The organism is Mitsuaria sp. BK037 (assembly GCF_014193045.1).
Lineage (GTDB): Bacteria > Pseudomonadota > Gammaproteobacteria > Burkholderiales > Burkholderiaceae_C > Roseateles.
The window spans coordinates 2580284-2603484 of the sequence record NZ_JACHYS010000001.1 but is presented as its reverse complement, the minus strand read 5'-3'; the positions used below and the strand labels follow the sequence as shown (position 1 = coordinate 2603484).

Below are 23201 nucleotides of genomic sequence, written 5' to 3'. Positions count from 1 at the left end.
CACCTCCTTCCCGCGCTAACGCGGACGCCGCCAGGGCGTCCCACCAGCAGTCTCTGACACTCCCATGGCATTGATCGTTCACAAGTACGGCGGCACCTCGATGGGGTCGACCGACCGTATCCGCAATGTCGCCAAGCGCGTCGCCAAATGGGCGCGGGCCGGCCACCAGATGGTGGTGGTCCCCTCGGCGATGAGCGGCGAGACCAACCGCCTGCTCGGCCTGGCCAAGGAACTGTCGCCCGGCAGTTCCTCGCCGTCGCTGATGCGCGAGCTCGACATGATCGCCTCCACCGGCGAGCAGGTCTCGGTGGGCCTGCTCGCCATCGCGCTGCAGGCCGAGGGCATGGACGCGGTCAGCTACACCGGCTGGCAGGTCGGCGTGTCGACCGACAACTCGTACACCAAGGCCCGCATCGAGAGCATCGACGACGCGAAGGTCAAGGCCGACCTGGATGCCGGCAAGGTCGTCGTGATCACCGGCTTCCAGGGCGTGGACGAGGACCGCAACATCACGACGCTGGGCCGTGGTGGCTCGGACACGTCGGCGGTGGCGATCGCGGCGGCGATCAAGGCCGACGAATGCCTGATCTACACCGACGTCGACGGCGTCTACACCACCGATCCGCGCGTCGTGCCGGAAGCCCGGCGCATGAGCACCATCAGCTTCGAGGAGATGCTGGAGATGGCGTCGCTCGGCTCCAAGGTGCTGCAGATCCGCTCGGTGGAATTCGCCGGCAAGTACCGCGTGCCGATGCGCGTGCTGAGCAGCTTCACGCCGTGGGACATCGACATCAACGAGGAAGCCAAGTCCGGCACCCTGATCACTTTTGAAGAGGACGAACAAATGGAACAAGCCGTCGTCTCCGGCATTGCATTCAACCGCGACGAGGCCAAGGTGACGCTGCTGGGCGTGCCGGACAAGCCCGGCATCGCGTTCCAGATCCTGGGCCCGGTGGCCGACGCCAACATCGATGTCGACGTCATCATCCAGAACGTGTCGCAGGACGGGAAGACCGACTTCTCCTTCACCGTGCACCGCAACGACTACCAGCGCGCGATGGAGCTGCTGGAGAAGACCGTCGGCCCGGCGGTGCAGGCCGCCAAGGTGATCGGCGACCAGCGCATCTGCAAGGTGTCCATCGTCGGCATCGGCATGCGCTCGCATGTGGGCGTGGCGTCGAAGATGTTCCGCTCGCTGTCGGAAGAGGGCATCAACATCCAGATGATCACGACCAGCGAGATCAAGACCTCCGTCGTCATTGACGAGAAGTACATGGAGCTGGCCGTGCGCGCGCTGCATCGCGCGTTCGATCTGGACCAGGAAATCGAAGCCTGAGCGCCGGTCGCACGGCGATTCAACCGGAGTTTCGGTTGAGGGCCTGGAAAGCCATGCTATAGTCGCTGCTTCTCCGGTTGGAGACGTGACCGAGTGGCCGAAGGTGCTCCCCTGCTAAGGGAGTATGCGGGCAAAACCTGCATCGAGGGTTCGAATCCCTCCGTCTCCGCCAACCAGATGTGAAACCCCCGCAGCGCAAGTTGCGGGGGTTTTCGCATTCAGGGCCGGCATGCTTGGCCCGATGTGGCCTACAGTGGGCCGCATGTACACGCCCAAGCATTTCGACCTGCCGGATCTCTCGCACGCGCGGTTGATGATCCAGGAGCATCCGCTGGCCACGCTGATGCTGATCGATCCCAGGCACGGCCTGTCGGCGACACCGGTCCCGATGATCTGGGGCGCGCCGAGCGAGGCGTCGAGCAGCGCGACGGGCCAGGCGTCGACCGGCGAGGGCTGGTGGCTCGAGGGCCACCTCGCGCGCGCGAACCCGCATGTGGCGGCGCTGATGTCCGGCGAGATCGGCGAGGTGCTGGTGCAGTTCAACGGGCCCGGCGCGTACATCTCGCCCAGCTATTACGACACGCCGCTGTCGGTGCCGACCTGGAACTACCTGACCCTGCAGGTCCATGGCGGCGTGCAGGTCATCGACGACGAGGCCGGCAAGGATGCGCTGCTCAAGCGCCTGATCGCGACGCAGGAGCCCGATTACGCCGCGCAGTGGCGCGGTCTGCCAGCGGACTTCCAACGCAAGCTGCTGGGCGCGATCGTGGGTTTCCGCATCCCGGTCGAGCGCTGGACGATGAAGGCCAAACTCAGCCAGAACCGCACCGCCGACGAGCGGGCGCGGATCCTCGCGCACCAGGAGCACCATGGCTCGCTCGAGGAGCAGATGCTGGCGCGCTGGGTGCGCGAACTCACGCCGCGCTGATCGCTTGGTTCACATGCTCACGTAGTTCGGCCCGCCGCCGCCTTCCGGCGTGACCCAGACGATGTTCTGCGTCGGGTCCTTGATGTCGCAGGTCTTGCAGTGCACGCAGTTCTGCGCGTTGATCTGCAGGCGCTGCGCGCCGGCGTCGCCGACGAACTCGTACACGCCGGCCGGGCAGTAGCGGCTTTCCGGGCCGGCGTATTTCGCCAGGTTGACGTCCACCGGCACGCTGTCGTTCTTCAGCGTCAGGTGCGCGGGCTGGTTCTCCTCATGGTTCGTGTTGGACACGAACACCGACGACAGCCGGTCGAAGGTCAGCTTGCCGTCGGGCTTCGGATACTCGATCTTCGGCATCTCCGACGCGGGGCGCAGGTAGGCGTGATCGGGCTTGTCGCGGTGCAGCGTCCACGGCGGGCTCTTGATGCCGATCTTGGGCAGCAGCCACTGCTCGATGCCGGTCATCAGCGTGCCGACGGTGTTGCCCTTCTTGAACCAGGTCTTGAAGTTGCGCGATTGATCGAGTTCCTCGCGCAGCCAGCTGCGCTCGAAGGCGGCGGGGTAGGCGCTGAGTTCGTCGAGTTGACGGCCCGCGGCGATCGCATCGGCGATCGCGTCGGCGCACATCATCCCGGACTTGATCGCGGCATGGCTGCCCTTGATGCGCGCGGCGTTCAGGTAGCCGGCGTCGTCGCCCACCAGCGCGCCGCCGGGGAAGACCTGCTTGGGCAGGCTCAGCAGGCCGCCCGCGGTGATCGCGCGCGCGCCATAACCCAGGCGCTTGCCGCCTTCGATGTGCTTGCGGATCGCGGGGTGCGTCTTCCAGCGCTGCATTTCCTCGAAGGGCGACAGCCACGGATTCTTGTAGTCGAGTCCGACCACGAAGCCCAGCGTCACCTTGTTGCCCTCGAGGTGGTACAGGAAGCCGCCGCCGTAGGTCTCGCTGTCCATCGGCCAGCCGGCGGTGTGCACCACCAGGCCCGGCTGCGCCTTGTCGGCCGGCACTTCCCACAGCTCCTTGATGCCGATGCCGTAGGTCTGCGGATCCTTGCCGGCGTCGAGCTGGAACTTCGCGATCAGCTGCTTGCCCAGGTGGCCGCGCGCACCCTCCGCGAAGATCGTGTACTTGCCGTGCAGCTCCATGCCGAGCTGGAAGCCCTCATGCGGCTCGCCGTCCTTGCCCAGGCCGACGTTGCCGGTGGCCACGCCCTTGACGCGACCCTGCTCGTCGTAGACGACCTCGGCGGCGGCGAAGCCGGCGAAGATCTCCACGCCCAGCGCCTCGGCCTGCTGCGCCAGCCACTTGGTGACGTTGCCCAGCGAGATGACGTAGTTGCCCTCGTTGTGGAAGCAGCCCGGGATCAGGAACTGCGGCGTGTCGGTGTGGCCGGACTCGCTCAGGAACAGCACCTGGTCGCCGGTGACGGGCTGGTTCAGCGGGGCGCCCAGTTCCTTCCAGTTGGGGAACAGCTCGGTGAGGGCCTTGGGGTCCATGACCGCGCCCGACAGGATGTGGGCGCCGGCCTCCGAGCCCTTCTCCAGCACGACGACCGAGATCTCCTGGCCCTTCTCGGCCGCGATCTGCTTGAGCCGGATCGCGGTGGCCAGGCCCGCGGGACCGCCGCCGACGACCACCACGTCGTAGTCCATGCTGTCGCGGGGACCGTACTGGGCAACAAGTTCTTCGGAGGTCATGGTCATCCTTGCTCGTTCTAGTAAGAGGCCTGGCCGCGACCGCGCGGTCGGCGGGCGGGGGCCGGCTCGCGGTCCGGCTGGGGCGGGTTGCGGCGCATTCTAGCCGCGCGATCAAAAAAAAGAACGGTCGTGCTTTTTGTGAACTAGAGAGGGACGTCGACAGCGCGATGTCCGGTCGCGCCGACCCGAATGGGGGTGCTGCGCGCGAGGCGGGCGCCGTACCATGCCTGCCTCCATGGTGAGCAGAGGACCTCATGACCATCCACATCCAACGCGACAGGACCGGCCCGATGCGGCAGACGGTGCGCATCCGCGACCACCAGTTCACCGCCGACCAGCCGGTGTCCGGCGGCGGCGAGGACGCCGGCCCGGATCCGCATGAGCTCTACGACTCGGCGCTGGGCACCTGCAAGGCGCTGACGGTGCTCTGGTATGCGCAGCGCAAGGGCCTGCCGCTGGAGGACGTGCTGGTGGAGGTCGAGCGCGACGGCTCCCAGGAGCGGCAGGGGCTGTACAAGCTCAAGGCCACGCTCACCTTCGTCGGCGACCTGACGGACGAGCAGCGCCAGCAGCTGCTCGCCGTCGCCGAGAAGTGCCCGGTCCACAAGCTGATGACGCAGGTGACGACCGAGATCCAGACCGTGATGGCGGGCTGAGGTCGGCGCGGCGCGGCGCGCGTGCTATCGTGCCCGGCACCTTGTCCGGTCACACGAGAAGTTTTGCGAGAGACCTTGCCATGAGCTACAGCATCGATCTGGAGGGCCGCGTGGCCCTCGTCACGGGCGCGTCCAGCGGCTTGGGCGCGCAGTTCGCGAGAACCTTGGCCAAGTCGGGCGCCTGCGTGGTGCTGGCGGCGCGGCGCGTGGAGCGGCTCAAGGCGCTGCGCGCCGAGATCGAGGCCGGCGGTGGCGACGCGCACGTGGTGCAGCTGGACGTCACCGACATCGACAGCATCAAGGCCGCGGTCGCCCGCGCGGAGACCGAGGTCGGCACGCTCGACATCCTGATCAACAACTCCGGCGTGAGCACGACCCAGAAGCTGGTGGACGTGACGCCGGAGGACTACGACTTCGTGATGGACACCAACGTGCGCGGCGCGTTCTTCGTCGCGCAGGAGGTCGGCAAGCGGATGCTGGCCCGCGCGCGCGGCGCCGCGCCGGGCACCTACACCGGCGGCCGCATCGTCAACATCGCGTCGATGGCGGGCCTGCGGGTGCTGTCGCAGATCGGCGTGTATGCGATGAGCAAGGCGGCGGTGGTGCACATGACGCGCGCGATGGCGCTGGAGTGGGGCAAGTTCGACATCAACGTCAACGCGATCTGCCCCGGCTACATCGACACCGAGATCAACCACCACCACTGGCAGACCGAGCAGGGCCGCAAGCTGGTGGAGCTGCTGCCCCGCAAGCGCGTGGGCACGCCGCAGGACCTGGACACGACGCTGCTGATGCTGTGCGCCAAGGAGAGTCGCTTCATCAATGGCGCGATCATCCAGGCGGACGACGGCTTCGGCGTCTGAGCCGGACGGGCCGGACCGACAAGACCGAGAGAACTGAAAGAAGCGAGCCGATGGCGGTGAGAGAACTGAGCGCGCTCGAGGCGCGCGTGCTGGCGGTGCTGGTGGAGAAGGCGTCCACGGTGCCGGACAGCTATCCGATGTCGCTGAACAGCCTGACGCTGGGCGTGAACCAGAAGACGGCGCGCGATCCGGTGATGAACGCGGGCGAGTCCGACGTGGCCGCGGCCCTGGACGAGCTCAAGGCGATGAGCCTGGTGAACAGCGTGAGCGGCAGCCGCGTGGCGCGCTTCGAGCACAACATGAAGCGGGTGTACGGCATCCCCGGCCAGGCCGAGGCGCTGCTGGCGGTGCTGATGCTGCGCGGGCCGCAGACCTCGGCGGAGCTGCGGATCAACTGCGAGCGGCTGCACCGCTTCGCCGATGTCTCGTCGGTGGAGGGCTTCCTGGAGGAGCTGGCGACGCGTGAGCCGGCGCTGGCGCTGAAGCTGCCCAAGGCCCCCGGCGCGCGCGAGGCGCGCTGGGCCCACCTGCTCAGCGGCGCGCCGGAGATCCCGGTGGGCGGCGGTGCGTCGTCGGGCGCGTCGTCGTCATCGTGGTCGTCCGGCAGCGCGCGCGACGAGGAACTCGCCGCGCTGCGCGCCGAGGTCGAGCAGCTCAAGGCGGCGGTGGCGCGCATCCAGGCCGAGCTCGGCCTCGGCTGAGGCCGGCCTAGTCCGGCCCGCGCGCCGGATCCTTCGTCAGATCTTCACCGCGGCCTTCAGGCTGTCGCGCGCGGCCTGGTTCAGGCGGACCTGGTACGTGAGGAAGGTCAACTGGTCGACGAGCGTGGCGCCCGCGGGGTTCGACACCCACGAGCCGGCGCCCAGCAGCGTGCCGTCCTTGATCATCGAGCCGGTGTAGACGTTGCCACCCAGTTCGAAGTAGATGCGGTACTGGACCGTCGCGCTCAGCGTGCTCGACTGCGGACGCGGCGACGACGCGACCCAGATCGGCACGCCGCCGACGGTTCGGATCTCGCCGTCGGCCAGGTGGTAGGTGCGGCCATCGCTGTTGGAGGTGAAGCCCGCGCTCAAGACGTCCGCCAGCGTGCTGCCGTCGGCGCAGGAGGACACGGCCGGGCCGGTCGTGATGCCGCGGCAGTCGAAGACGTCGTAGCGGTCCCCGGCGACCTTCGCCGTGTACTTCAGATAGCCAGCGCCGGCGGCGAAGGTGGCGCTGCTGTCCAGCACGCCGGGATTCGCGAACACCGCGTTGTGGAAGTGCTTGAACTCGTCCGGCGCGCTGCCCAGCGCGCCGGTCAGCGCCACGGCCTGGTATTCGCTGCGGATGGTCGAGTACGCCACCGTCGTGTTGTCGCTGGCCAGGAAGTCCACGCGCACGTCGCTGCCGACATAACTCGCGCGCTGGGTGCCGCTGGTGGACGGCACCACCCGCACGGCGCCGTCCTTGAGCACGCGCGTGCCCGTCGGCGAGAACAGCGCGAGCTTGGGGGAGAGCGAGGTCGGATCGCTCTGGCGATAGGTCTGCGGGCCGTTCGTCAGCGGCGACAGCGCGAGCTGGCCGAAATCGGACATCAGGAAGTTGGAGCCACTCACCTGCGGGCCGCTGAGCCGCAGCGACCACAGCAGGTTGAAGTTGCCCGGCTGCGGGCTGAGGATGGTGCTTTCGAAGGCCTGCTGGTTGGCGCTGAGCTTGAGCGTCAGCTGCGCGGCGTTGCTGGTGACGCTGCCGCCCTTGTTGGACACCACCACCGTGTAGCGGTCGCCGTGGTTGGCGTAGGTGGCCGGCGGCGTCGTGTAGCTCGTGGAGGTCGCGCCGGCGATGTCGGCTCCGTTGCGCTTCCATTGGTAGACGAGGTCGCTGCCGGACGCGGTCACCGTGAAGCTGGCGGTGGCGTCGGTCAGTACGCTGGCGTTGGCCGGCTGCGTCTGGAAGGTGGGCGCGGTGGCGGTCCCGCCGGTCGGCGTGCCGGGCGTACTCGGTGTACTGGGCGTGCCGGCCGTCGGCGGGTTGTTGGTGCCGGTCAGCGGGGTGCCGGCCTCGCCGCCGCCACCGCCGCAAGCGGCGACCAGGATGGCAACGGCCGCCAGGATGGCGGCGTTCTGGTGTCTCGTCGAGACCATGGGATCCTCCCTCGAAAGCAATGCGCAGGCGGAAGTCCGAGGCACGGCCTCCGCGGTGTTGTGGGCGGCGAGTATAGGAACGGGCCACGTGAGGAATCCGTGACGGTGTGGCGTGGAACTTCACGCGCGCGCAACAAGACGGTGCGGGGCGGTGCATTTGCACGCCAGGGCCGAGAATCGCGGGCCGATGGAGGCGGGCACCCCGCCTGCTCCTGCGCGGGTTGCGAGCTCCTTCGGGAGGCACGCCCCGCGGCGCGCGGCGTGTCGCCGAGCCGGCTTGGCGGATGAACGGGTGCAGGTCGACGCGAGGGAGAGGCGATGCCATACCGCGGGTTCGTGCAGGAGCAGGCCAGTCCGGCGCAGCGCTGGGCCGTGGCCCTGCTTTGCGCGCTGGTGCTGATCTCGGTGGCGGCGGTGGCGCCCTGGGCGGCGCGGCCCTGGCCGCCGCTGGCCCACATCAGCGGCATCTATGGCGCCGCCACCGCGATGATCGACCTGGCCACCTTCTGGCTGCTGATCTCGACGCCGCGGCCGCACCGCTCCCATGTCATCGTGGCCTCGGCCTACCTGTTCGCGAGCTTGATGGCGGTCCTTCATGTGCTGACCTTCCCCGGCGCGCTTTTTGCGGATCGCGCGGTGTTCGGCTCCCCCCATGCGGTCAGTTGGCTGTTCGTCGGCTGGCGCGCGGGCTTCGGCCTGTTCGTGGTCTGGGCGATCCTGGCGGAGACGGACGCCGTCGGCCCCATCGGGCGCCGGCCGAGTGCCTGGCCGCTGCTGGTCGCCTTGCTGGCCGCCGGCGCGTTGGCGGTCAGTTCGCAGCTCACCGACTTCGGCGCCTTGCGGTCGGACGGCCAGCGCCTGCTCCTCAGTCCGGTGAGCCGCGTCGGCGCCTACCTCAGCGTCGGCGCGGCCGCGGTCGCGGTGCTGCTGATCTGGCGCCGCGGGCTGTTCGGCCGGGCCATCTACGCGTGGCTGGCCTTCGTGCTGGTCGCGGAAGGCGCCGGCGTCTGGCTGAGCACCCACAGCGGGCAGCGCTACACGATCGCCTGGTACATGGCCCGGGCCGAAGGCCTGCTGGCGAACTCGGTGATGCTGGGCGTGGTCGCGGTGCATTTCCGCGCGGTGCAGAAGCGCCTGACCGATGCCTACCTGACGCTGCAGCATCGCACCGAGCAGCTGCAGGCGCAGGTCCAGAAGCGCGAGACGGCGGAGGCCCAGCTCGCCCGCGCGCAGAAGCTGGACGCGGTGGGGCGCCTGGGCGCGAGCCTGGCGCATGACCTCAACAACATCCTGCAGGTGCTCACCGGCCGCCTGGCCATCATCCGGCGACGCGCCGGCGAATCGGTCGAGGGCGACGTCCAGGTGATGCGCCGCAGCGTCAAGAAGGCCGAGGCGCTGACCCGGCAGCTGACGCTGCTGTCGGGCCGGCGACGCAACCAGCCGCGTCCGCTGGAGGTCGCCCCGGTGCTGGCCGAGATGGAGGACGCGCTGCGCTCGCTGGTCGGCGCGCACTGCCAGCTCCACCTCAGCGCGGAGGAGGGCTTGCCGCGGGTCGCGCTGGATCCGCTCGAGCTCGAGATCGCGGTGACCAACCTGGCGACGAACGCCTGCGACGCCATGAACCTGGGCGGCCGGCTGCGCATTCACGCCCGGCATGCGTCCACGCCGGACCATCCGCAGGCGATCGCGATCGAGGTCACGGACGAAGGCGAGGGCATCAAGCCGGAGATCCTCGGCAAGGTCTTCGAGCCCTTCTTCACGACCAAGGTCCGCGGCCACGGCACGGGCCTGGGGCTGGCGCAGGTCCACGCGTTCGTGACCGGCAGCGGCGGGACGGTGCAGGTGGACAGCGAAGTCGGGCGCGGCACCACGGTGACCATGGTCTTCCCGGCGACGAGGGCGACAGCGGCCACGGCGAACGGCCGGCTGGACGCCGCCGCCGTCGAGCGGCCGCCGCTGGAGGGCAAGGTCGTGCTGATCGTGGAGGACAACGCCGACGTGCGGGATGCCTCCAGCCAGCTGCTCTCGGCCGAAGGGCTGGCGGTGCGGGTGGTGGAGGACGCGCCTCAGGCGCTGGCGCTGCTGGACGGCGGTTTCGCCGCGGACTGCCTCGTCTCCGACATCGTGATGCCGGGCGCCATGGACGGCGTCGAACTGGTGCGGATCGTGAAGGTCCGCTTTCCCGCGATCCGCACCGTGCTGGTGACGGGCTACAGCGACATCGCCGAGCGGGCGCGCGAGGAAGGCTTCACCGTGCTGCGCAAGCCGTATGACCTCGCCTCCCTGATGGAGGCTCTGTCGTAGGCCGCTGCGCGCGGCGTGCGGCGTGCGGCGTGCGGCGTGCGGCGAGGTGGGGTGACGTCCATCGAGGCCCACGGAGACGCGGGGAGGCCCATGAATGCCCGGGCACCAGCCTTGCTCCGTGGGTCGATGTGGCGCGAGCGCGCGCCGGCCCATCGACGCCCACGCATTGCCCCCATGCAGGACCGTCCCTCCACGCCGATGCCCTGGCGGCTCCCGTCCGCCGAATTCGGTCCCGCCCGGCTGGAATGGCCCGGCGGGAGCGTCGACATCGCGCGGCTCCGGCTCCGCGATGCCGCCCTGGCGTGGCCCGGCGGCGGCAGCCTGCCCAGCGGCACCGCCGCGGAGCTCGAGCTGTCGACGCTGAGCCTCCAGGCCCACCTGCCGCTTCCCGAGGCGCCGGCCGAGGTGCAGCAGGCGGTGGCGTCGGCCGGGCGCGCGGAACGCTGGCGGCTGGAGCCCCTCGAGCACCTGGACGGCGCGGTGCATGCGGTGATCACCGATGCCGCCTTGCTGTTCGACGCCCGCGTCACGGTGCCGGTCTCCGCCGGCGAGGTCGACTTCAACCAGGCCAGCGTCGAGCACATCGGTCCGGACTCCCGCATGGGCATCAGCCGGATGGGGCTGTACGTCGATGCGCCCGGCGGGCGGACGTATCTGCTGCAATTCGCGACGCCGGCCCAGGCCGGCGTCCGCTACGAGCAGCGCAGTGCGCTGCTGGGCCACTGGACCACCGACCGCGGGCAGGTCTCGCTGCGACCTTTCCTGGAATCGATGCTGGCGCAGATGGCGCGCAGCGGTCCGCGCGCCGCCGGTGGCTTCACCGCCCAGGCGCGCACCCTGTTCGCCCGCACCGCGATGCGCGGCGAGCTGCGTCCGGGCGACGGCGTGATCGACCTGGGGCCGTTGCAGGTCCGCCTGGTCGGCCGCGCCGAAGGCCGCAACACCGCGCTGCTGGACAGCGCCGCCGTGGGCCGCGGCCTGAGCCTGTCGCTCGACGACGTCGCCCTGGCGGACCTGCGGCTCCGGATCGGGGAGCGCGAACTGCGCGCCGGCCGCGGCAGCGCGCGGCTGCGGCTGCGCGTCCAGGTGCGCGATGACGGCCTGGCCATCGACCTCTCGCTCGGCACGCTGATCCTGCGCGACGTGCGGCTTGGCGCTCCGACCGACGCGACGTCGCCCACCGCCGACGCCGCCGGGAGCGCGTAGCATCGCGGGTTCCATGAAACGCACCCTCTTCGGCCTCGTGCTCTCGGCGCTGGTCACGCTCTTCTTCCTCTGGCTGATCACGCGCGGCTTCGGCCAGTTGATGGGCCTGCTGCGGGAGCTCCGGCAGCCCGGCCAGGGCGGCGGCGCCATGCCGCTGCTCGTCATCGGCCTGGCGGTGTTCGTGCCGCTGCTGATCTACCGCCTGCGCAAGGCGCGCCGGTCGCGCGCGGCCCGGCGCGACGCGGCCCGCTGACGCGCGGCGCCCCGCTGAATCGCGGCGGCCGCCACCTGACGCGTCCGTGAAACATCCCCGCGTCCCCCCAGGTTGAAGGTCCAGCCTGCTTCCCATCCGGCGAGCGATATGGAAGATGGGCGGCATGGATGCCTTCCGCCTGATCTCGATCCGGCTGCGCGCGCTGTTCGCCCTGGCGGCGCTGCTCGGCGCCGGTGCCGCCCCGGCCCAGACCGCCATCGTCATCGGCGGCGCGCTGCGCATGGACAACGACGCCGTCTGGCAGCGCATCGTCGACGAGGCCGGCGGCCCCGGCCAGGCGCGCTTCGCCGTGCTCGCCACCGCCGCGGCCAATCCGGAACTCTCGGCCCGCCTGATCATCGACGCGCTCAAGCGCCATGGCGCGCAGGCCGAGCACATCCCCGTCGCGCCGCGGCTCGAGGGCGTCGACCTGCAGCGCAACCTCAACGACCCGGCCCTGATCGGCAAGATCCGCGCCTCCAATGCCGTGTTCTTCTCCGGCGGTGCGCAGGGCTTCATCGTCGACACGCTGCAGCCCGGCGGCCGCCGCACCGAGATGCTCGACGCGATCTGGGAGGTCTACCGCCGTGGCGGCGTCGTGGCCGGCACCAGCGCCGGCGCGGCGATCATGAGCCGCGTGATGTTCCGCGACGCGCTCAACGTCATGGAGGTGATGCGCGGTACGCTGCGCGAGGGCCAGGAGATCGACCGCGGCCTGGGCTTCGTCGGCGACGAGCTTTTCGTCGACCAGCACTTCCTCAAGCGCGGTCGCATCGGCCGCATGCTGCCGCTGATGATGGCCAAGGGCTACCGCTTCGGGCTGGGCGTGGAGGAGAACAGCGCCGCCGTCGTGCGCGGCGACCGCATCGACGTCATCGGGGGACGCGGCGCGCTGCTGGTGGACCTGCGCGACGCGCGCAGTGATCCGACGCTGGGCATGTTCAACCTCCGCGGCGCGCGGCTCAGCTACCTCGACAACGGCGACCGCCACGACCTGCGCAGCGGCGTCACCAGCCCGGCAGCCCGCAAGACCGCCGCCGGCGCACCGGTGCCGATCCGCGCGTCGGCGCTGGGGCAGCCGATGCCGTCGCGCGGTCCGGTCGATACCTTCCAGCCGGACATCCTCGGCGACAACCGCATCGTGCAGGCGATGAGCGAGCTGCTGCAGTCGCCGGCCAACGAGGTGCGCGCGATGGCGGCGCGCATCCGGCCCGGCGCCACCGAGCCGCGCGACCGCACCGGCTTCGTCTTCCGGCTCTATCGCGGCGCGGACACGCAGGGCTGGATCGATGCCGACGGCAACGCGCACGACGTCACGCTGCTCGACGTCCGCCTGGACATCCGCCCGGTGCGCCTGCCCGATCCCAACGCGGCGGCGCCGGCCTCGACGCTGCCCGGCGCGACGCTGGTCGCGCCCGCGGGCCTGCGCTAGCGCGGCGGCGACCGCGATCGCGGCGGCCGGTCAGGCGCCCAGCGCCTGCGCGATGAAGTGCTTGGGTACCTTGGGCTTGGGCACGCGCACGCTGAACCAGCGCCGCACGTCCTGCTCCAGCCCGAGGCCGTGCATGAAGTTGTAGAGCGCCTTCTTCAGCGCGTCGCCCATCGCGTCGTGGTCGGTGCCGGTGGGATCGATGAAGCCGACGTCGTTCTTCGCGAACGGGGAGGGCGGCAGCGGCAGCAGCCGCACGCCGAATGCGGCCGGGTCCTGGCCCACCGGCGAATGCACGGTGCAGGCGAAGCGGTGGAAGAAGCCGCTCTGGATGCAGCCGTTCTCGAAGAGCTGGCGCACGTACTCGAGCGCATCGACGGTGTCCTGCACCGTCTGCGTCGGGAAGCCGTACATCAGGTAGGCGTGCACCAGGATGCCGGACTCGGTGAAGGCGCGCGTCACCCGCGCCACCTGCTCGACCGACACGCCCTTCTGCATCAGCTGCAGCAGCCGGTCCGAGGCCACCTCCAGCCCGCCGCTGATCGCGATGCAGCCGCTGTCGGCCAGCAATTGGCAGAGCTCGGGGGTGAAGGTCTTCTCGAAGCGCACGTTGCCCCACCAGCTGATGGACACCTGGCGCGCGATGAGCTCCTGCGCCAGCGCCTTGAGCACCTTGGGCGGCGCGGCCTCGTCGACGAAGTGGAAGCCGGTCTGGCCGGTCTCCGCCACGATCGCCTCGATGCGGTCCACCAGCGTCTTGGCCGAGGCCGCCTCGTAGCGGGAGATGTAGTCCAGCGTGATGTCGCAGAAGCTGCACTTCTTCCAGTAGCAGCCATGCGCGATGGTCAGCTTGTTCCAGCGGCCGTCGCTCCACAGCCGGTTCATCGGGTTGAGCATGTCCAGCAGCGACAGGTAGTCGTGCAGCGGCAGGCCGTCCCAGGTCGGCGTGCCCACGTCCTCGAAGGGCACGTCGGGCTCGACGAAGTTGATGTAGCGGACCTGGCCCGCCAGCTCGCCGACGTCCTCGCGGACGAAGCAGCGCACCAGGCGCTGCTGGCCGCGCCGGCCGGCGATGTGCTCGAGCAGCGCCAGCAGCGGGCGCTCGCCGGCGTCCAGCGTCACGAAGTCGACGTAGTCGAAGAGCCGCGGCTCGGCGAGCTCGCGCAGCTCGGTGTTGACGAAGCCGCCGCCGAGCAGGATCTTGATGCCCGGCCGCTCGCGCCGGATCGTCTGCCCGATGCGCAGCGCCGCGTAGACCGCGCCGGGGAAGGGCACCGAGAGCAGCACCACGTCGGGCCGCTCGGCATCGATGGCGGCCAGCGTCAGCTCGCGCAGCAGCTCGTCGACGAGGTTGGGCGGCGCGTCCAGCGCCTCGCGCAGCGGGTCGAAGGTCGGCTGGCTGGTCGCCAGCTGCTCGGCGTAACGGACGAACTCGAAGCGCGGATCGACCGATTCGCGCAGCACGTCGGCCAGGTCGTTCAGGTAGAGCGTGGCCAGGTGCCGCGCGCGGTCCTGCAGGCCCAGCGCGCCGAAGGCCCAGGCGAGCGGATCCTCGCCCTCCTCGGACACGTAGACGTCCAGGGTCTGGAAGCGGCTGCCCTCGGGCAGGAAGGTGCGTGTGTTGATGCGGTGCGCCAGCGTCGGATCGCGGCCCTGCAGGAAGGCGATCACCGGCGCGATCGTGGCCAGGTAGCGGTCGAAGTCCTCGTCGAAGTGGCGCGAGGCGATGCCGCGGTCGGGCAGCGGGATCGCCTGCACCGCGGCGCGCACGCGCCGCAGGCCTTCGCGCGAGAAGAGCTTGAGCACCAGCGCCAGCGCCAGGTCGCGCTGCGCCGCGGGAATGCCGCGCGAGCGCAGGAAGCCCGTCAGGTACGCGGTGGACGGGTAGGGCGTGTTGAGCTGCGTCATCGGCGGGATGAGCGACAGCACGCGGAGGGCGGGCGCGGCGGCGGACATGGGCAGCACTGTAGAAGCAAAAAAACAAACCCGGCATGGGCCGGGTTTGTTCGGGATCGCCGGAGGGCTCCGGCGATCGGCGCATGCCAGAAGCGGATTACTTCTTGGCGGCCTTCTTGGCGGGCTTGGCGGCCGGCTTGGCGGCAGCCTTGCGAGCGGCGGCCTTCGGGTCCACGGCGGCCTTGAAGCCGGCGCCCGGGGTGAACTTGGGCAGCTTGGCGGCGGCGATCTTGATCTTGTCGCCGGTGCTGGGGTTCACGCCAGTGCGCGCGGCGCGGGCGTGCTGCTTGAAGGAGCCGAAGCCGGGGATGGAGACGGCGCCGCCCTTCTTCACCGTGGTGACCACGGCGTCCAGCAGCGTTTCCAGGATGCGGCCGGCTTCGGCCTTGGTCAGTTCGTGCTTGGAAGCCAGGTGTTCGATCAGTTCGGTCTTGTTCATTCGTTGACTCTGCAAGTTAAGGCCCGGCACGAGCCGGACGGCGCGTATTGTGCGCGAGAAATCCGGCCCGCATCCCCGGGTTGCCCCGCAAATCACCGATGAAATCGCACATCCGGGGTCACGTCTTGCGCGATGGTCCTGTCCATCGGCCTTCCCGGCGCCGGGGCTGGCCCGGGAATTTGTCACAGCACGCTTCAGGACACGAGCAGCCGGTGCACCAGGTCGGGCGTGCTGGCCGCGCCGTACTTCTTCATCAGCCGCGCGCGGTAGACGTCGACGGTGCGCGGGCTCACGCCCAGCCGCTTGCCGATCAGCTTGCTGGTCAGGCCCTCGATCAGCAGCGCGGCGATCTCGCGCTCGCGCGCGGTCAGGTCGGCCTTGAGCTGGCGCGTGGCCGACAGGTCCTCGAAGCTCCAGATGCCGCTGGCATGCGGCCGCGCCGGGTCGAGCGCGCGGCCCGACACATGGCACCAGAACAGCTCGCCCGCGCGCGGGCCGCCGACGCGCTTCATCACGCGCTCGTCGGCGTAGTAGCCGGAGGCATCGAGGCTGGCGACGATGCGCTCGCCGGTGCGCTCGAACTCGACCGGGCTCGGATACAGCAGCGCGAAGCTGTGCTCGATCAGCTGCTCGCGCTGCGCGCCGAAGATCTCCAGCACCAGACGGTTGCAGTCCTTGATCAGGCGGTTCTCGGACAGGACCAGCCCGATCGGGGCCTGGTCGAAGGCGGTGCGGTAGTCGAGGCTCATGGGGACGGTCGGTCCGCGCGTCACAGCAGCGCGTAGGTCGTGGTGGACTGCACCGCGAGCCGGCCCTGCTCGTCGAGCAGGTCGATCTGCCCGAACGCCAGGTTCCTGCCGCGGCGCAGCAGGCGGGCCTCGATGGTGCAGCGCGTGCCGGAGACCGGGCGGATGAAGGTCGATTGCAGCTGCACCGTGGTCATCGGGCGGAACTCACCGAGCTCGCGCATCATCAGCAGCACCATGGCCGTGTCGGCCGCGGCCATCGAGGCCTGGCCGCACATCACGCCGCCCACATGCACCAGATCGGGCGCCACCGGCATCGTCAGGCGCAGCAGACCGTCCTCCGCATGGACCGGCTCCAGGCCGAGCGCGACGATCCAGGGGGCGAAGATCTTGGGGATCTGCGCACGCAGTTCGTCCAGGGGCAGGGTCATCGGGCTTCCTTCGAGGGGCGGTGGCGGGGATGATGCTTAATCAATTCTACGTAGCGATACCTAATGTCTTACGTAGCAGAATCGTCGGCTGGTTCTGAACCCCGTGGATCGCACGGCAAGCAGGAGACATCGGATGAACAAGCTTTTCCCCAGTGCCGATGCGGCATTGGACGGCATCGTCAAGGACGGCCAGTTGCTGGCGGTCGGCGGCTTCGGCCTGTGCGGCATTCCCGAGGCGCTGATCGCCGCGCTGCGCGACAGCGGCGTCAAGGGCTTGACCGTCATCAGCAACAACGCGGGCGTGGACGGCTTCGGCCTGGGCCAGCTGCTCCAGACGCGGCAGATCAGCAAGATGATCTCCAGCTACGTCGGCGAGAACAAGGAATTCGAGCGCCAGTACCTGGCGGGAGAGCTGCAGCTGGAATTCACGCCGCAGGGCACGCTGGCCGAGAAGCTGCGCGCCGGTGGTGCCGGCATCCCGGCCTTCTTCACCCGCACCGGCGTGGGCACGATGGTCGCGGAGGGCAAGGAGATCCGCGAGTTCGACGGCCATCAGTACGTGATGGAGCGGGCGCTCAATCCGGATGTGGCGCTGGTCAAGGCGCACATCGCCGACAAGAGCGGCAACCTGGTGTTCCGCCGCACCGCGCGCAACTTCAACCCGGCCTGCGCGATGGCGGGCAAGGTCACGGTGGTGGAGGTGGAGCAGATCGTCGAGGTCGGCGAGCTCGATCCCGACAGCATCCACCTGCCCGGGATCTATGTGCACCGCATCGTGCACAACCCGAATCCCGAGAAGCGCATCGAGAAGCGCACCACCCGCCCCGCCGCCTGAGGAGACCGACATGCCCTGGACCCAAGACCAGATGGCGGCACGCGCCGCGCAGGAGCTGGAAGACGGCTTCTATGTGAATCTCGGCATCGGCATTCCGACGCTGGTCGCGAATTTCGTGCCGGCCGACAAGGAGGTGTGGCTGCAGAGCGAGAACGGCATGCTCGGCATCGGCCCGTTCCCGACCGACGACGAGGTCGACGCCGACCTGATCAACGCCGGCAAGCAGACGGTGACGACGATTCCCGGCTCGTCCATCTTCGGCAGCCACGACAGCTTCGCGATGATCCGCGGCGGCAAGATCAACCTGAGCATCCTGGGCGCGATGCAGGTCAGCGAGCACGGCGACCTGGCCAACTGGATGATCCCCGGCAAGATGGTCAAGGGGATGGGCGGCGCGATGGACCTGGTGGCGGGCGTGCCGCGCGTGATCGTGCTGATGGAGCACGTGGCCCGCAAGAAGGACGGCACCGAGGACCTGAAGATCATCCCGAAGTGCACCCTGCCGCTGACCGGCGTGGGCGTGGTGAACCGCATCATCACGGACCTGGCGGTCATGGACGTCACGCCCCAGGGCCTGAAGCTGGTGGAGCTGGCGCCCGAGGTCACGCGGGACTTCGTGCAGAGCAAGACCGGCGTGACGCTGCTGTAAGTCGCTCATCAGCCCCGCGGCTGCTGATCTCGCGGCGGCTGATCCAAGGTTTGCTGGTCGAGCGCTTCGAGCTCGCTCACCGCCAGTTCGGCCAGCACGCGTTCGCCATTGGTGGCGGTGCTCGCGGTGGCCTGCGCGATGAAGGCCGGCCCGGCGGTGTAGCCGGTGGTGTTGATCTCGTAGGTGTAGTAGCCGGAGACCTTCCAGCTCGCCGGCTCGTTGAGCAGCCGCGCGATCTCCGCTTCCAGCCGCGCGGCCCGCGCGTCGACGGGCGCGTCGCCGCCCGCATGTCCCCACGCATGTCCCCCGGCATCGGCACCATCCTCCAGGGCCGGGCTTTGCCCACCGCGCGACACCGCCGCGCATCGCCGGATCATCTCGATCTCATCGCGATGGAGGTTGATCGTCTCCACCACCTCGGGCCGCAGCTTGAGGCTTTCCCCGAACGACTGATTGCCGCGCACCGCGGCCTGGTTCACTTCCGCGACGAAGTCCCGCAGCCGCTGCCGGCTCTGCGGCGTCTTCGCGATGTCGTTGGCGCGCGCGCCGAGGTATTCGTTGAAGGAGGCGGGGTCCACGAACTCGACCAGCCGCCGGATGTAGCCCGGATGCAGGTCGCCGTGTTCATCGACCATGCGCAGCGTCACGCTCGCGCCCTTCGGAACGAGCGCGGCCGAGACGCCGACCAGCGGCACGCTGGGCAGGCTGACCGATTCCGGCTGACCCGGATGCCGGGCGAAGTGGCCCGGGCTGGCCGAAGCCGACACCAGCGCCGCATTGACATTGAGCGCCGACGACTGCGCCCGCGAGCGCTCCACGCCGCGGAGCCATCCGTTGGCGTCGATGCGTTCGTTCTTGCCGGCCAGCAGGTGATCGCGGCTGGCGCTCAGCGACGGACCGAAGTTCCATCCCGCCAGTGACAGGCGTGCCATCGCGTTCGCGACCTTGGACACCGTGTGGCTGCCGCGCCGCTGATCGCGCCAGTTCACCGAGATGTCCCGCTCGCGGAAGAAGTGCTCGCTGAAGTCCTGCCAGAGCTGCTCCGGCGCGGCGCCGCGCGCACCCTCGGCGCGCTCGCTCTGCGCGAAGAGGAAGGCCAGCACCTCGTTGGCCTTGCCGCGCCACGAGTCGGTCGGCTTGTTGGCCTCGTCGCGCTCGACGCGGGTGCGGATGATCACGCCGCTCGGCCCGCTCGTGTCGTGCGAGTAGCCGTAGCCGACACCGCCGCCCAGCGAGGCGTGGAAGGTCGATTCGCCGGCGCCCAGCGCGATGCCGCCGAACACGCCCAGGCTCAGGCCCTTCGAGGACCGCTGGTCGATGCCCATGAAGACCTCGCCGCCGTAGGACGAGGAGCCGATCTCGAGGAACGCGTGCCGGCCGCGCAGCGCCTTGAAGCCCGGTCCCACCGAGAGGCCGATCATGGCCTTGAAGTCCTGCATGTTCAGCGACTGGTTGGCGTTCAGGCCGTAGGTCGCGCCATCGAAGTAGCGGACGTTGTTGCCCAGCGGCGTGGTGTCGATGACTTCGGCCAGCGCCGCCTGGATGTCGCCGCGAGCGGGGCCCGCCGGGCGGATGGGGCGGCCGGCGTTGAGGTCCCGCACCCGGGCCAGGAGCGCTTCGGCGCTGGCGCCGGGCGCGTCGCCCGTTCCAGGCGCGGCGACCGGCGGCGCCTCCTGGAGCCAGCGCGCGAGCGTCTTCAGGTCCAGCCGCTTCAGCTCGGCCAGGGCCGGATGGTGCTTCACGCTGGCGGGATCGAGGCCCAGCCCCGGCGCGAGCACGGCCGCGGCGGTCGCGATCGTGGCGCGGTCCTGGCTCGAGGGCTTCCATTCGACCGCGGCTCCCGCTTGCCCGGTGACATGGCGCCAGCGCGCCAGGCACTGCTGGCGCAGCAGCAGTTCCGCGCGCCGCGCGCTCGGCAGCACGCGCCAGGTCGACAGGGCGCCGAGACGGGCCGAAGCGGCACCGAGCGCCTCGCCGAGCGTCTGTTGAAGCCGCTGGGCTTCGGTGGACGCCAGCCCCAGGTTGGTCCCGCCCGCGGCGAAGGCGGTGGCGTTCAGCGGCGACTTCTTCATGCCCACCAGGCGGCGGGGATCGAAGGCCGCGCGCGGCTGGGTCGCCCGGCGCTCGGCGCGGCGGATCCAGGTGGTGAACTTGGCCATGCGCGCTTGCGTGCGGGCCAGCGGCGTGCCGGGACCGCGGTCGCGGTAGCCGCTGCGCCAGGCGACGTAGGCCGACACCTGGGCGGGGTCGTCGATCTGGGCCGCCGTGGCCATCGGATCGGCGTACAGCTTGGCCGCGCACAGCAACGCGTCGGTGGCGTGCGTCCGCCGCGTCGGGTCCCCGGCGGCAGCGGTGCCGGTCGACTCGATGTGCGCGGCGGCCTGCAGGAAGGTCCGCAGGCTCTCGCGCTTCATCTCGCCGGCTTCGCCGGGGGCGCGCATGCTCGCGTCCGCGCTCAGGCGGATCAGTCCCTCGAGCCCGCTGCGGGTGGCGCCCAGCAGCAGCGCCGCGCGCCAAGCGCAGTGATGGACGCCGTCGGGCGCGCCTTCCGCACCAGCCGGGCCTTCCACGCCTTCCACTCCGGGCGCGCCTGCGGTGGACGCCTCGGTCCCGTGGGCGGGCGCTGGACCGAGCCCGCGAACGAGCGACGGCACCATCGGCATCCGGCGCAGGCGCTCGAGCGCCGCGAGGGCGGCGTCCGCATCACCGCGCGTGGCGGTGGACAGGGCGCGTGCGACCTGGAGCGATGGACCGAATGACCCGGCGGCGGTGAGCGTCGCGGGTGTCTGGGCGCCGGGCAGCAAGGTGTCGATCAGTCGTTGGAGCGCTGGCGATTCCGTCGTCTCCTGGGAGCCACGCGTGAACAGCGCGGCCGTGGCCGACGCGAAGTCCGTGGCGCTGGCGACCACCCGCACGGCCGCGTGCGTCGCGTCCGGCGTGGACCCCGGCGTGCCGACGATCGAGCCTGGCGCAACTGTCCCATCCGTCGCATCCGTCGCCGCCGCAGCGCCCGCTGCGCCGAGAGCGCCGGCAGCGCCCGTGCTGGCCTGGGCCGCGGGATGCAGCCGGTCCACGAGCGCGGCCGATCGCTCCTGGATCCATTGCGCGGTCGCCGGGCGGAACTCGGTGCCGGTGGACAGCTCAACCGCGGGGCCGGGCGTCGCCGGCATCCGCAGCGGCGCGATCGAGGTGCGGAGATAGAAGGGCCCCGCGGCGACGCTCGACGGACCGGGTCGGAGCTTGCGCTTGAGCTGGTCCAGGAGGCCGTCTTCCGAGGGATGCGTGGGGGAGGGGGCGGACGGTGTGACCGGCGCGGCGGGCGAGGGCGCGTGGTCGGCGCCGACGGTCGGCGCGAGCGGTCCCCCGGCAGTACGGGAAATTGTCATGGCGTCGTCAGCCTGAGCGTCACCCCGCCCAGCCCCGCGCGCGAACGCGAAGCGGGAGCGGCGCCGGCGAAGCGTCCGCCATTCCTCACCAACTTGTTTCCACGCCGTATCCGAGTCCGACAAACTCCGCGCGTGCAGAAATCACGCGGCAACAACCTGTTGCCGCGCCTTTCACCTGTTGTACGAATGACGGTGTATTGAGCGCGCCGTCTCGCCACCATCCCGCATCCGCTGCTTCGGGCTGATGCCGAGATGACTGCCGCCGCTCATACCCCCTTCGCTCCGACCGACGACGACCGCGTCGTCGATGCGACGTCGACCTCCGGGACCTCGGCCGCGCTCGCGGCGGCGGCCGCGGCGGCCCTGCTGGCCGCCTGCGGCGGTGGTGGCGGCGAGACCGCCGACGGCGGCGGCCCCGACAGCGACCCGCAGAACAGCGTCCCGCCCACCGATGCGCAGGCCGCGCGTTTCCTCGGCCAGGCCGGCTTCGCGGCCAGCGCCACCGACATCGCCGCGGTCAAGTCCTCCGGCTACGCCCGCTGGCTGGACCAGCAGTTCGCCGCGCCCCGCACGCAGGGGCATTACGACTGGCTGGTCGCCAAGGGCTACAACGCCGAGTCCTTCCGCAACAGCCTCTCCGGCGTCGACGCCACGCTGTGGCGCAAGCTGATCGGCTCGCCCGACCAGCTGCGCCAGCGGGTGGTGCTGGCGCTGTCGGAGATCTTCGTCGTGTCGATGACCGGCCTGCCGGTGAGCTGGGCCAACATGGCCACCGCCGGCTACGTCGACATGCTGGAGCAGCGCTGCTTCGGCAGCTTCCGCGCGCTGATCGAGGGCGTGACCCTGTCCCCCGCGATGGGCGTGTTCCTGGCGATGCGCGGCAACCGCAAGGAAGATCCCCGCACCGGCCGCCAGCCCGACGAGAACTACGCCCGCGAGGTGATGCAGCTGTTCACCATCGGCCTGAACCAGCTCAATCCCGACGGCACGCCCAAGACCAGCAACGGCAAGACCATCGACACCTACACGCTGCCGCAGATCACCGAGCTGGCGCGGGTGTTCACCGGTTGGGACTTCGACACCACCGACGCCAACGGCGCCGATCCGAGCTACATGACCCGGCCGATGAAGCACACGGCCAGCCGCTTCTCCACCGGCGCCAAGAAGGTGCTGGACGTCACCATCCCCGAGACCGCCGACGGACCCGCCGCGATGAAGCAGGCGCTGGACACGCTGGTCGCGCATCCCAACGTCGGGCCGTTCATCGGCCGGCAGCTGATCCAGCGCCTGGTGGCGTCCAACCCCAGCCCCGCCTACGTGCAGCGCATCGCCGCGGTCTTCGACAACAACGGCAAGGGCGAGCGCGGCGACCTGCGCGCGGTGATCCGCGCGATCCTGCTCGACAGCGAGGCCCGCCAGCCCTCGACCGCGCCCGGCGGCGGCAAGCTGCGCGAGCCCATCCTGCGCCTGATCCAGTGGGCCCGCAGCGTCAACCTGACGTCGCCCGGCGACCTCTGGGCGATCGGCGACACCAGCAACCCGGCCACGCGCCTGGGACAGAGCCCGCTGCGCAGCGGCTCGGTCTTCAACTTCTTCCGGCCGGGCTACGTGCCGCCCAATTCCCAGCTCGGCACCAACAACGTCACCGCGCCGGAGTTCCAGCTCTGCAACGAGAGCACCGTGGCGGGCTACCTGAACTTCATGCAAAGCCTGATCGGCAACGGCATCGGCGACATGAAGCCCGACTACACGGCGGACCTCGCGCTGGCCGCCGACCCGGCGGCGATGGTGCAGCGCCAGGCCCTGGTGATGGCGGGCGGCGACCTGTCGGCCACGACCATCACCACCATCGCCACCGCCGTCGCCACGATCAAGGCCGACACCGACGCCGGCAAGCTCAACCGCGTCAAGGCCTCCTGGCTGATGGTGCTGGCGGCGCCCGAATACCAAGTGCAGAAGTGAGCGGAGC

19 protein-coding genes and 1 tRNA gene are annotated in these 23201 nt (G+C 70.2%); 13 read left to right on the top strand and 7 right to left on the bottom strand.

The features are described 5' to 3' along the window. Positions 1 to 64 precede the first annotated feature (64 nt). From FHT37_RS10770 to FHT37_RS10760, 3 genes are all read left to right on the top strand, one after another. A complete protein-coding gene (locus FHT37_RS10770) occupies positions 65 to 1336 on the top strand; it encodes an aspartate kinase (RefSeq protein WP_183480728.1) in 1272 nt (423 codons plus the stop codon). A gap of 79 nt (positions 1337 to 1415) precedes the next feature. After that, positions 1416 to 1508 (top strand) — tRNA-Ser (locus tag FHT37_RS10765). Between the two features lie 90 nt (positions 1509 to 1598). Continuing rightward, a complete protein-coding gene (locus FHT37_RS10760) occupies positions 1599 to 2264 on the top strand; it encodes an FMN-binding negative transcriptional regulator (protein ID WP_183480726.1) in 666 nt (221 codons plus the stop codon). Between the two features lie 9 nt (positions 2265 to 2273). Here FHT37_RS10760 and FHT37_RS10755 read toward each other — a convergent pair whose 3' ends face one another. After that, entirely contained in the window at positions 2274 to 3956 is a 1683-nt protein-coding gene (locus tag FHT37_RS10755) for an electron transfer flavoprotein-ubiquinone oxidoreductase (RefSeq protein WP_183481523.1), read from the bottom strand. 254 nt (positions 3957 to 4210) lie between these two features. On the opposite strand from FHT37_RS10755, the gene FHT37_RS10750 reads away from it, so the two are divergent. The 3 genes from FHT37_RS10750 (at position 4211) to FHT37_RS10740 (ending at position 6176) form a co-directional block, all read left to right on the top strand. Beyond that, positions 4211 to 4612, top strand: coding sequence for an OsmC family protein (locus FHT37_RS10750; protein WP_091732340.1), 402 nt, complete (start codon positions 4211 to 4213; stop codon positions 4610 to 4612). An 80-nt stretch (positions 4613 to 4692) separates the two neighbouring features. Beyond that, entirely contained in the window at positions 4693 to 5475 is a 783-nt protein-coding gene (locus FHT37_RS10745; RefSeq protein ID WP_091732344.1) for an SDR family oxidoreductase, read from the top strand. A gap of 50 nt (positions 5476 to 5525) precedes the next feature. Beyond that, positions 5526 to 6176 carry a YceH family protein gene (locus tag FHT37_RS10740; RefSeq protein WP_183480724.1) on the top strand — a complete coding sequence of 217 codons (651 nt, stop codon included), beginning with the start codon at positions 5526 to 5528 and terminating at the stop codon, positions 6174 to 6176. 36 nt (positions 6177 to 6212) lie between these two features. Here FHT37_RS10740 and FHT37_RS10735 read toward each other — a convergent pair whose 3' ends face one another. Further along, on the bottom strand, positions 6213 to 7598 hold the full coding sequence (locus FHT37_RS10735) for a hypothetical protein (protein WP_183480722.1): 1386 nt from the start codon (positions 7596 to 7598) through the stop codon (positions 6213 to 6215). Between the two features lie 318 nt (positions 7599 to 7916). Here FHT37_RS10735 and FHT37_RS10730 point away from each other — a divergent pair, with 318 nt between their 5' ends. The 4 genes from FHT37_RS10730 (at position 7917) to FHT37_RS10715 (ending at position 12793) form a co-directional block, all read left to right on the top strand. After that, complete coding sequence (locus tag FHT37_RS10730; RefSeq protein ID WP_183480720.1) at positions 7917 to 9902, top strand: ATP-binding protein; 1986 nt, start codon at positions 7917 to 7919, stop codon at positions 9900 to 9902. 174 nt (positions 9903 to 10076) lie between these two features. Further along, complete coding sequence (locus FHT37_RS10725) at positions 10077 to 11108, top strand: hypothetical protein (protein ID WP_183480718.1); 1032 nt, start codon at positions 10077 to 10079, stop codon at positions 11106 to 11108. Between the two features lie 13 nt (positions 11109 to 11121). Then, complete coding sequence (locus FHT37_RS10720; RefSeq protein WP_091732360.1) at positions 11122 to 11361, top strand: hypothetical protein; 240 nt, start codon at positions 11122 to 11124, stop codon at positions 11359 to 11361. A 124-nt stretch (positions 11362 to 11485) separates the two neighbouring features. Then, positions 11486 to 12793, top strand: a complete 1308-nt coding sequence (locus tag FHT37_RS10715; RefSeq protein WP_183480716.1) for a cyanophycinase — start codon at positions 11486 to 11488, stop codon at positions 12791 to 12793. A gap of 30 nt (positions 12794 to 12823) precedes the next feature. Here FHT37_RS10715 and FHT37_RS10710 read toward each other — a convergent pair whose 3' ends face one another. From FHT37_RS10710 to FHT37_RS10695, 4 genes are all read right to left on the bottom strand, one after another. Next, positions 12824 to 14746 (bottom strand): radical SAM protein, encoded by a 1923-nt coding sequence (locus tag FHT37_RS10710; RefSeq protein WP_183480714.1) that lies wholly within the window; start codon positions 14744 to 14746, stop codon positions 12824 to 12826. Between the two features lie 97 nt (positions 14747 to 14843). After that, positions 14844 to 15185 carry an HU family DNA-binding protein gene (locus FHT37_RS10705; protein ID WP_091732368.1) on the bottom strand — a complete coding sequence of 114 codons (342 nt, stop codon included), beginning with the start codon at positions 15183 to 15185 and terminating at the stop codon, positions 14844 to 14846. Between the two features lie 194 nt (positions 15186 to 15379). Next, the gene (locus tag FHT37_RS10700; RefSeq protein WP_091732371.1) at positions 15380 to 15934 is read right to left on the bottom strand and encodes a LuxR C-terminal-related transcriptional regulator; all 555 of its coding nucleotides are present in this window, start codon (positions 15932 to 15934) and stop codon (positions 15380 to 15382) included. 20 nt (positions 15935 to 15954) lie between these two features. Next, positions 15955 to 16362, bottom strand: coding sequence for a PaaI family thioesterase (locus FHT37_RS10695; RefSeq protein ID WP_254783547.1), 408 nt, complete (start codon positions 16360 to 16362; stop codon positions 15955 to 15957). Between the two features lie 133 nt (positions 16363 to 16495). On the opposite strand from FHT37_RS10695, the gene FHT37_RS10690 reads away from it, so the two are divergent. Together FHT37_RS10690 and FHT37_RS10685 are read left to right on the top strand one after the other, a co-directional pair. Then, on the top strand, positions 16496 to 17197 hold the full coding sequence (locus tag FHT37_RS10690; protein WP_147240843.1) for a CoA transferase subunit A: 702 nt from the start codon (positions 16496 to 16498) through the stop codon (positions 17195 to 17197). Positions 17198 to 17207: 10 nt separating this feature from the next. Continuing rightward, positions 17208 to 17846, top strand: a complete 639-nt coding sequence (locus FHT37_RS10685; RefSeq protein WP_147240842.1) for a 3-oxoacid CoA-transferase subunit B — start codon at positions 17208 to 17210, stop codon at positions 17844 to 17846. 8 nt (positions 17847 to 17854) lie between these two features. Here the strand turns inward: FHT37_RS10685 and FHT37_RS10680 are convergent, their stop codons facing one another. Continuing rightward, entirely contained in the window at positions 17855 to 21232 is a 3378-nt protein-coding gene (locus FHT37_RS10680) for a hypothetical protein (protein WP_183480712.1), read from the bottom strand. A 252-nt stretch (positions 21233 to 21484) separates the two neighbouring features. Here FHT37_RS10680 and FHT37_RS10675 point away from each other — a divergent pair, with 252 nt between their 5' ends. Continuing rightward, positions 21485 to 23194, top strand: a complete 1710-nt coding sequence (locus tag FHT37_RS10675; RefSeq protein WP_091732387.1) for a DUF1800 family protein — start codon at positions 21485 to 21487, stop codon at positions 23192 to 23194. Positions 23195 to 23201: the final 7 nt, after the last annotated feature.